Origin of the sequence: Reyranella sp., from assembly GCF_050185545.1 — a bacterium.
Taxonomy (GTDB): Bacteria; Pseudomonadota; Alphaproteobacteria; order Reyranellales; family Reyranellaceae; genus Reyranella.
This window is the reverse complement of sequence record NZ_JBFWZI010000364.1, coordinates 1-2,682: the sequence shown is the minus strand read 5'-3', so window position 1 is coordinate 2,682 and position 2,682 is coordinate 1. Positions and strand designations below refer to the sequence as shown.

Genomic DNA, 2,682 nt, shown 5'->3' with positions numbered 1-2,682 from the left:
GACGACGCCGTCGATCGAGGCCCAGTCGCCCTCGGTGCCGGGCGCGACGCTGTCGATGCGGCCTTTCACCGTCCACACGCCGCCCTGTTTGGTGACCGTGACGTCGCCCGGCTTGGCGCCCTTGATCTTGGCATAGCGACCCCAGCTGATGCGGCGGGCGTCGGTGAAGAGCTGCGCCTCGGCGTCGGAGGCGATCTGCGTGCGCTCGATCTTGGGGGCGGCCGCCGGCAGCGGCGAGCTGAGGTCCGAGGTCGAGGCGCCTTGCTGGGTGGTCGGCGCCTGCTGCGGCGGTGGCGCCGGATAGTAGGAGGAAGGCGGCTGCGGCGGCGCCTCCCTGGGCGGCGCCTGGGCGAAACCGGCAACCGAGGCGAGCATGGCCGCGACCAGGGTACCGGTCGCCAGAGCGAACCGGGGATGGTCGCTGCGACGGGCACATTCCGTTCGGCTGTTCCAGCCGAACCGAATGTGCTTTAGGGGGCTTCGATTCATTTGCTTGGCTCCTACATCATGCACGCCGCGCGCGCTACCGCTTACCGCCAGGTTTCGGTGGAGCAGTCGGCGCCGGTGGCGCAGCACCGGGCTGTTCGCCGCGCTTGCCGGCCTCGGCGCGTCGCGCCGCCTTGGACTCGGGCGGCACTAGGCGCAGCACCTTGTCGAAATCGGCATTGGCCTGGGGACGCTCGCCGCGCGCGAGATAGGCGAAGCCGCGTTCGAGCAGGGCTTCGGAGTGGTCCGCCGCGACCTTGAGCGCCCGGTTGGCGTCGTCGAGCGCACGCGCCGGGTTGCCGGCATTGCGCCAGGCCGCGGCACGCAGCACCAGGATCTCGACGTTGTTGGGCCGGAGCCGGAGCGCCTGGTCGAGGTCTGAGATCGCGCGCGGCCAGGCGAGCATCGCGGCATAGCTGAGCGCCCGCTCCACCCACAGGTCGGCGTCGTGGCCGTTGAGCTCCAGCGCACGGCCCTGGGCCTCGGCCGCCTTCTCCGCGCCGCCCGCCTCCATCCACGCCTGGCCGGCCTGCGCCCACAACTCGGCGCGCACGCGCGGGCGATCCTGCCCCATGTCGCGGGCGATCGCCTCGAACTGCGCCGCCGCCTGGACGTAGCGGCCGGCCCGGAACATCGCCACCGCCACGCAGTGCCGCGCCGCCAGGCCGCCGCCGTCGGCATGCCACTTCTCGGCCATCGGCAATGCCTTCAGCGGATCGCTGCGCGCCTGCTTCAGGCAGTCGGCGTAGCGCCTGGTGTGATCAGGCGGCGGATCGAGCGGGGTTTCGAATTTCTGCGCCGCAGCCGGTGCGGCGGCCATCACCACGAAGGGCAGCAGGGGAAACGCAAGACGAAACGACAACATGGTTGAAAAGAACCGCGGCGCGATGATCCTGACAAGATGACAGGACGTCTTTTCATTTTCGGCCTGGGCTTCAGCGGCCTTGAAATCGCCAGACTCGCCAAGGCGCAGGGCTGGGCGGTGGCGGGAACCTGCACCACCGCCGACAAGGCGGTCCGGCTCCGCGCCGAGGGCATCGAGGCGCACCTGTTCGACGGCACGCAGGGCCTGGATCTGGATGAAGCAGCGATCGGCGCGCCGGGCCATGTCCTCTGCACCATCGCGCCGGGCACGACGGGCGATCCCGCCGTCGCCCGCTGCGCCCGCCTGCTGCGCCGAGCGCGCTGGCTGGGCTATCTCTCGACCACGGGCGTTTATGGCGACCACGACGGCGGCTGGGTCGACGAGGAGACGCCGGCGCGGCCGAGTCTGCCGCGCAGCATCGCCCGGCTCGACGCCGAGCGCGCCTGGCAGGCGATCGCGCTCGAGGCCGGCGCGGCACTCGACATCTTCCGGCTACCGGGAATCTACGGGCCCGGCCGCAGCACCCTCGACCAGGTGAGAGCCGGCACGGCGCGGCGCATCGACAAGCCCGGCCAGGTGTTCTCGCGCATCCACGTCGCCGACATCGCCGGCACGGTGCTGGCCGCGCTCGGGCGGCCGCACGAGGTGGGTGTCCAGGGGGCGGGCATCTACAATGTCGCCGACGACCTGCCGGCGCCGACCAGCGAGGTGGTCGCCTTCGCCTGCGAGCTTTTAGGCAAGCCGGTGCCGCCCCTGATCCCGTGGGAAGAAGTCGAGCCGACGCTGAGCGCGATGGCGCGCTCGTTCTACGCCGAGAGCCGGCGCGTGCGGAACGACCGCATCAAGCAGGAGCTCGGCGTCACGCTCCGCTATCCGACCTATCGCGAGGGCCTGCGGGCCATCGCGCTGGAAGATCTTCGACCACCACGATGAGGCGGTCGAGGGGGACCTGCGCGCTACCCCGCGAGAAGAGCCTCGACCGTCGTGACGAGGCGATCGAGGAGGGCCTCACGGCGATCGCGGCAGCAGATCCTCGACCGTCGCGATGAGGCGGGCGATGTCGGCGGGCGTGCTCAGTCGATGGTCGCCGCCCTTGACCAGGGTCGTCACCACCTCGGGCGCGGCGAGGTGCTCGGCGATCTGCAGCGAGTACCGCCACGGCACGTCGGGGTCGCTCTGGCCGTGCAGCAGGCGCACCGGGCAGGGCAGCGACAGGGGCTTGTCGAGCAGGAGGTGATTGCGCCCCTCCTCGATCAGCTTCCAGGTGAAGACCGAGGGCTCGGGCGAATACTGCGACGGCCGCTCGAGCCTGCCTTCGCGCTCCAGCGTGG

Annotated in this window: 2 protein-coding genes and 2 pseudogenes; 1 reads left to right on the top strand and 3 read right to left on the bottom strand. The window is 71.2% G+C overall.

Going from position 1 to position 2,682, the window contains the following annotated elements:
• Positions 1-489 (bottom strand): annotated as a pseudogene (locus tag AB7O82_RS38085) (hypothetical protein); the annotation flags it as partial.
• A gap of 34 nt (positions 490-523) precedes the next feature.
• The gene (locus AB7O82_RS38080) at positions 524-1,351 is read right to left on the bottom strand and encodes a tetratricopeptide repeat protein (RefSeq protein ID WP_428621949.1); all 828 of its coding nucleotides are present in this window, start codon (positions 1,349-1,351) and stop codon (positions 524-526) included.
• 36 nt (positions 1,352-1,387) lie between these two features.
• On the opposite strand from AB7O82_RS38080, the gene AB7O82_RS38075 reads away from it, so the two are divergent.
• Positions 1,388-2,284 carry an SDR family oxidoreductase gene (locus AB7O82_RS38075; protein ID WP_428621947.1) on the top strand — a complete coding sequence of 299 codons (897 nt, stop codon included), beginning with the start codon at positions 1,388-1,390 and terminating at the stop codon, positions 2,282-2,284.
• Between the two features lie 75 nt (positions 2,285-2,359).
• Here the strand turns inward: AB7O82_RS38075 and AB7O82_RS38070 are convergent.
• Positions 2,360-2,682: pseudogene (locus AB7O82_RS38070) on the bottom strand (alpha/beta hydrolase); the annotation flags it as partial.

Excerpts from the sequence above, each read along its gene's own strand:
- AB7O82_RS38075 (WP_428621947.1), top strand. The coding sequence starts at position 1,388 with ATGACAGGACGTCTTTTCATTTTCGGCCTGGGCTTCAGCGGCCTTGAA.
- AB7O82_RS38080 (WP_428621949.1), bottom strand. The coding sequence starts at position 1,351 with ATGTTGTCGTTTCGTCTTGCGTTTCCCCTGCTGCCCTTCGTGGTGATG.